This is a genomic window from Kitasatospora sp. NPDC048722 (genome assembly GCF_040650235.1).
Taxonomy (GTDB): Bacteria; Actinomycetota; Actinomycetes; order Streptomycetales; family Streptomycetaceae; genus Kitasatospora.
This window is the reverse complement of record NZ_JBEZGX010000049.1, coordinates 1-6,204: the sequence shown is the minus strand read 5'-3', so window position 1 is coordinate 6,204 and position 6,204 is coordinate 1. Positions and strand designations below refer to the sequence as shown.

The 6,204-nt window shown below is 75.4% G+C and carries 4 protein-coding genes; 2 read left to right on the top strand and 2 right to left on the bottom strand.

The window, feature by feature from the left end:
• The coding region (locus AB0C76_RS30100; RefSeq protein ID WP_359971629.1) for a hypothetical protein at positions 1-2,622 on the bottom strand (2,622 nt) is incomplete at its 3' end.
• 562 nt (positions 2,623-3,184) lie between these two features.
• Positions 3,185-3,628 (bottom strand): methylmalonyl-CoA epimerase, encoded by a 444-nt coding sequence (gene mce, locus AB0C76_RS30095; RefSeq protein WP_329928148.1) that lies wholly within the window; start codon positions 3,626-3,628, stop codon positions 3,185-3,187.
• Between the two features lie 247 nt (positions 3,629-3,875).
• Here mce and AB0C76_RS30090 point away from each other — a divergent pair, with 247 nt between their 5' ends.
• Positions 3,876-5,069, top strand: coding sequence for an acetyl-CoA C-acetyltransferase (locus AB0C76_RS30090; RefSeq protein ID WP_359971627.1), 1,194 nt, complete (start codon positions 3,876-3,878; stop codon positions 5,067-5,069).
• A gap of 77 nt (positions 5,070-5,146) precedes the next feature.
• Entirely contained in the window at positions 5,147-6,106 is a 960-nt protein-coding gene (gene meaB, locus AB0C76_RS30085) for a methylmalonyl Co-A mutase-associated GTPase MeaB (RefSeq protein WP_359971626.1), read from the top strand.
• Positions 6,107-6,204: the final 98 nt, after the last annotated feature.

Sequence of the window (6,204 nt, the reverse complement as noted above, 5' to 3'; positions counted from 1 at the left end):
GGCGTCGGTGCGCTGGGCGGCGGTCTCGGCTGCGGTGCGCTCGGTGAGGTCGGCGGCGGTCTGCTCGGCCTCCGTGCGCACGCGGTCGGCGTACGTCTCGGCGGCCTCGCGGACGGCGGCGGTCTCGGCGGCCGTGCGCCTCGTCAGCTCGTCCGCGGCCTGCTCGGCGGCAGTGCGCTGGGCGGCGGTCTCGGCTGCGGTGCGCTCGCTGAGATCGGCGGCGGCCTGTTCGGCCTCGGTGCGCACGCGGTCGGCGTAGGCCTCGGCGGCCTCGCGGACGGCGGCGGTCTCGGCGGCCGTCCGCTTCGTCAGCTCCTCGGCGCCCTGCTCGGCCTGCTCGCGCGCGGCCCGGGCGGCGGCCAGCTGCTCCGCGGTCTCCTCGCGCTCGCGCCGGAGCCCGGCGGCGGCCTCCTCGTGCTCGCGCCGGCTCTCCTCGCGCAGCGCGGTGGCGACGGTCTCGGCCTCGCCCCGGGTGCGGGCGGCCTCGGTGTCGGCCTCGGCGCGCACGCGCTCGGCGTCGGCCACCGCGGCGTCCCGGACGGCCTTCGCAGCGGCCTCGGCATCAGCCCGCAGGGCCTCCGCGGCGGTGCCCGCCTCGGCGCGCACCCGCTGGTCGAACTCGGCGGCTTCGCGCCGGAGTTCGGCGGTCTCGCGCTCGGCGGCGGTGCGGTTCTCGGCGGCCGCGGCGCGGGCGGCGGCGAGCGCGTCCTGGCCCTGCTGCTCGGCGGCGGCGGTGATCTTCCCGGCCTCGGCACGGGCCCGGGACAGGGTCTGCTCGGCCCGGCCCTGGGTCTCGGCGGCCTGCTCCTGGGCCTGCTCGCGCAGCCGCTCGATCTCCGCGGCGGCGCCGGCGCGCAGCTCGTCCGCGTCGGCCTTGGCCTTGGTGAGCAGTTCCTCGGCGTTCTTCGCCGACTCCTCGATCTGCAGCACGGCCTGGCGGCGGGCCTCGCCGCGGACCCGGTCGGCCTCGGCGGCGGCCTGGGCGCGCAGCTCCTCGGCCTCGGCGCGCAGTTGGGCGGCCTCGTCCTGCATCTGCTCGATCCGCTCGCGGATCGCGGCGGCGTCGTCCAGGGCTGCGTTCTGGGCCTGCTCGACGGCGGCCTGGGCCTGCTCGCGCAGGAGCTGGGCCTCGGCGGCGGCCTCGGCGCGGATCCGCTCGGCCTCGGCGGCGGCCTCGCCGCGCGCCGCCTCGGCGTCCCGGTTGGCCCGGCCGAGGACCTCCTCGGCCGTCTTGGCGGCCTTGGCGAGGTGGACGGTGGCGTCCTTGGCGCCCGCCGCGCGGCCCTCTTCCTCGGCCTCGCTGCGCAGGCGCAGCGCGTCGGCCTCGGCCTGCGCCCGCAGGTCGGCGAGGTCACGCTCGGTGCGGGCGCGCAGGTCGGCGATCGCCGCCTCGGCCTCGGCCTTCAGCTGGGCGGCGACGGACTCGGCGGTGGCGCGCAGCCGCTCGCTCTCCTCGGCCGCGGCGGCCTTGGCGGCGTCCGCCTCGGCCTGCCGGGTGGCGGCCTCGGCCCGGACCGCCTCGGCCTCGGCCCGGATGGCCTCGGACTCCTTGGTGGCCTTGGCGACCAGGCGGGCGATCTCGGCGCGGGCGGTCTGGGAGCGCTGCTCGTTGGCGGCGTCGCCGTCGGCGACCCGGCGCTCGACGGCGGCCTCGGCGTCGGCCTGGAGCTGCTCGGCGGCCCGTTCGGCCTGTTCGCGCAGCTCGGCGGCCTCCCGGCGGGTGCGCTCGGCCTCGGCGATCGCCTCGGCGCGCAGCCGCTCTATCTCGGCCTGGGCGTGGGCCAGCTGCTGCTCGGTGCGCGCCTGCTCGGCGGCGGCGTGCTCCTTGAGCCGGCTGATCTCGGTCTGTGCGGCGGCGAGCTGCTGTTCGGCGGCCGCGTGCGCGGCGGCGAGCTGCTGCTGGGCCTCGCCGCGGGCGGCGTCGACGTCGGCGGCGGCCTGGGCGCCGGCCTGCTGGGCCTGCTCGGAGGCGGCACGCAGGAGGCGTTCGGCGTCGTTCTGGGCCCTGTGCAGGGCGGCCTCGGCGGCGGCCTGGGCCTCGCCGCGGGCGGCGTCCACGTCGGCGGCGGTCTGCGCGCGGGCCTGGTCGGCCAGGGCGACGGCCTCGGCGCGGGCGGCGGCCATCATCCGCTCGGCCTCGGCGCGGGCCTCCTGGAGCAGGCGGTGGGCCTCCTGCTCGCTGCCGGTCCTGGTCTGCTCGGCCCAGCCGTTCAGGTGCTGCTCGGCGTTGCGGCGCAGCTCGGTGAGCTCGTCCTCCAGCTGGCGGCGGCGGGCGGTGAGCTCGGCCTCCAGGCGGGCGGTGCGCTCGGCGGCCTCGGCCATGATCCGCTGGGTCGCGGCCTGGGAGTCCCGCAGCTGGCGCTCGGCGTCCGCGCGCATCTGCTGGGCCTGCATCTCGGCGGTCCGGAGCATCTGCTCGGCCTGGCCGGAGACGGCGTCGAAGGCACGCGGCTGGGCGAGCATGCGACGGGATTCGTGCAGCTTGGCCCGGAGCACCTCCACCTGGTAGGCGAGGTCCTCGGCGTGCTCGACTGCCTTGTCCCGCTCCTTTCGAGTCCGACCCATCTCGGCCTCGAACTGGGAGAGGTGATCGTCAGCCTCGTAGCGGTCGTTGCCCCGCACTCCGCGGTCCCATCCATCTCCTGGTCGCGTCCTCGACCCGGCCGGTGCGAGGCCCCCGTGGTTCCGGGCGCTGCTCCGACTGGTCCTTGCATCCGCGGCCGGTGAGCCCCCACGTTCAAGCCGGGGCCGCCCGCCGCGGTCGTCGGAGCCCTCGGTGCGGGAGCGCGGTGATGCCGCGTTCCCCCGTCCGGGTGGACTCCTGGGCGAACTCTTGCCTTGTGGAGAATGGTGACAGATCCGACTTGCGACTGTTCAGCCGTGCCCGCGTAGTGGACTCCCCTGCGACGGGCCGCCGCCGGAGGGCGGACGGGCCTGTCATCGGCCGTGCCCGTCCCCTCCGTCCCCCGGAGTCTTCGCGCACCTGGGCATTGTAGTGGGAGCGCAGGGCGGGGGAATGGCCGCGTGGGGGTTTTCCGGGTACCGGGTCAGGTTACTGACGAGTTACCGGGTCCGAGCGGAGCGAGGGCCCCGTCGAGAGGTGCGTGCCGCGCCCGGCGCCTGCCGGGCGCAGCGGGGGAGGAGCAGGGCGCCGCCCGGGGCGGGGGCGGCACCGTGGGGGCCCTCAGTGCTCGTCGTGGGCGGCCGGTTCGGCCGAGGTGACCAGCTCGGTCAGGACGCCGCCGCAGTCCTTGGGGTGCAGGAACGTGATCCGCGAGCCCATCGAGCCGATCCGCGGCTGGTCGTACAGGACCCGGACGCCCTTGCCCCGGATCGCCTCCGCGTCGCCGTCGACGTCGGCGGTGCCAAAGGCGATGTGGTGGACGCCCTCGCCGTTCTTCTCCAGCCACTTGGCGACGGTCGAGTCGGGCCGGGTGGGCTCCAGCAGCTGGAGGTAGGAGGCGCCGCCGTCGCCGGTGTCGTTGATCTTGAGCATGGCCTCGCGGACGCCCTGCTCCTCGTTGACCTCGCTGTGGAACACCTCGAAGCCGTACGTGGCGCGGTAGAACTCGACCGTCTTGTCGAGGTCTCGGCAGGCGATGCCGATGTGGTCGATACGGGTCAGCACGGCGGCCTCCGGTGAACGGGTCGCGAAACGGGTGGCCACCAGTGCAGCGCATCGCGCTCGACCCGCGCCAGCGCCGGACGTGCGAGTCTGCTCACACGCCGGGGTTCACCCGGACCGCGCTGACACGGTGTTGACTGGACGGTGCCAGTGCGCTCGATCACACCGTAGCTCCGGTGACGGGCGGGTAACAGGTCAGTACATTGAGCGGCATCCTCACCTGGCCACGACGTGCGAAGGGGCTCGTCCCATGACCAACACCACCTCTGTGATCGTTGCCGGTGCGCGGACCCCCATGGGTCGCCTGCTCGGCTCGCTCAAGGGCTTCTCGGGCGCCGACCTCGGCGGCTTCGCGATCAAGGGCGCGCTGGAGCGCGCCGGGATCACGGGGGAGCAGGTCCAGTACGTGATCATGGGCCAGGTGCTCCAGGCCGGCGCCGGCCAGATCCCGGCCCGCCAGGCCGCCGTCAAGGCCGGCATCCCGATGAACGTCCCGGCGCTGACCATCAACAAGGTCTGCCTCTCCGGCCTCGACGCGATCGCCCTGGCCGACCAGCTGATCCGCGCGGGCGAGTTCGACATCGTCGTGGCCGGCGGCCAGGAGTCGATGACCAACGCCCCGCACCTGCTGCCGAAGTCCCGCGAGGGCTACAAGTACGGCGCGGTCGAGGTGCTGGACGCCATGGCGTACGACGGCCTCACCGACGCCTACGAGAACATCCCGATGGGCGAGTCCACCGAGAAGCACAACACCCGCCTCGGCATCGGCCGCGAGGTCCAGGACGAGATCGCCGCCGCCTCGCACCAGCGTGCCGCCAAGGCCCAGGCCGACGGCCTCTTCGACGCCGAGATCGTCCCGGTGCCGATCCCGCAGCGCAAGGGCGAGCCGGTCCTGTTCGGCCAGGACGAGGGCATCCGCGCGGACACCACCGTCGAGGGCCTCGGCAAGCTGCGCCCGGCCTTCGCCAAGGACGGCACGATCACCGCCGGCTCCGCCTCGCAGATCTCCGACGGCGCCGCCGCCGTGGTCGTGATGAGCAAGGCCAAGGCCGAGGAGCTGGGCCTGACCTGGATCGCCGAGATCGGCGCCCACGGCAACGTGGCCGGCCCGGACAACTCGCTGCAGTCCCAGCCGTCCAACGCGATCAAGCACGCGCTGGCCAAGGACGGCCTGACCGTCGCCGACCTCGACCTGATCGAGATCAACGAGGCCTTCGCGGCCGTCGCCCACCAGTCGATGAAGGACCTCGGCGTCTCCTCGGACATCGTCAACGTCAACGGCGGCGCGATCGCCCTCGGCCACCCGATCGGCATGTCCGGCGCCCGGGTGGTGCTGCACCTGGCCCTGGAGCTCCAGCGGCGCGGCGGCGGCGTCGGCGCGGCCGCCCTGTGCGGCGGCGGCGGCCAGGGCGACGCCCTGATCGTGCGCGTTCCGAAGGCCTGATCAACCTCGAACTGTCCGGGGCTGCGGACCGCCACGAGCGGTCCGCGGCCCCGTCGGCATCCGCCAAGGAGCACCCGATGATCGATGTCGCCACGCTGGTCGAACAGGCCCGGCACGGCCGACCGCGCGCCGTCGCCCGGCTCATCACGCTGGTCGAGAACGCCGCCCCGGAGCTGCGCGAGGTCATGGCCGCGCTGGCCCCGCACACCGGACACGCCTACACCGTGGGCCTCACCGGCTCCCCCGGCGTGGGCAAGTCCACCTCCACCTCGGCGCTGGTCTGCGCCTACCGGCGGCTCGGCAAGCGGGTCGGGGTGCTGGCCGTCGACCCGTCCTCGCCGTTCTCCGGCGGCGCGCTGCTCGGCGACCGGGTCCGGATGCAGGAGCACGCCACCGACCCGGAGGTCTTCATCCGCTCGATGGCCACCCGTGGCCACCTCGGGGGTCTGTCCTGGGCCGCCCCGCAGGCCCTGCGGGTGCTGGACGCGGCCGGCTGCGACGTGATCCTGGTGGAGACCGTCGGCGTCGGCCAGTCCGAGGTGGAGATCGCCGCGCAGGCCGACACCACCGTCGTGCTGCTCGCCCCCGGGATGGGCGACGGGATCCAGGCCGCCAAGGCCGGGATCCTGGAGATCGGCGACCTCTTCGTGGTCAACAAGGCCGACCGCGACGGCGCCGACGCCACCGCCCGGGAGCTCAACCACATGCTCGGCCTCGGTGAGGCCCGCGAGGCCGGTGACTGGCGCCCGCCGATCGTCAAGACGGTCGCGGCGCGCGGCGAGGGCGTGGACGAGGTCGTCGAGGCGCTGGAGAAGCACCGCGCCTGGCTGGAGGAGCACGGCGAACTGGCGGTGCGCCGCCGCCGCCGGGCCGCCGACGAGATCGAGGCGATCGCGCTGGCCGAGCTGCGCGCCCGGATCGGCGACCTGCGCGGGGACCGGCACCTGGCCGGGCTGGCCGAGCGCGTCGTCACGGGCGACCTGGACCCGTACGGCGCCGCCGACGCCCTGGTGGCCGGGCTGACCGCCCAGGCCTGAGACGACGGAGGAGGCCGGACCCCGCGCGGGGTCCGGCCCGCCGCTTCACCGGGCCGCACGGCACCCGGCACCGGCCACTCCTGGTCCTGGGAGTGCGC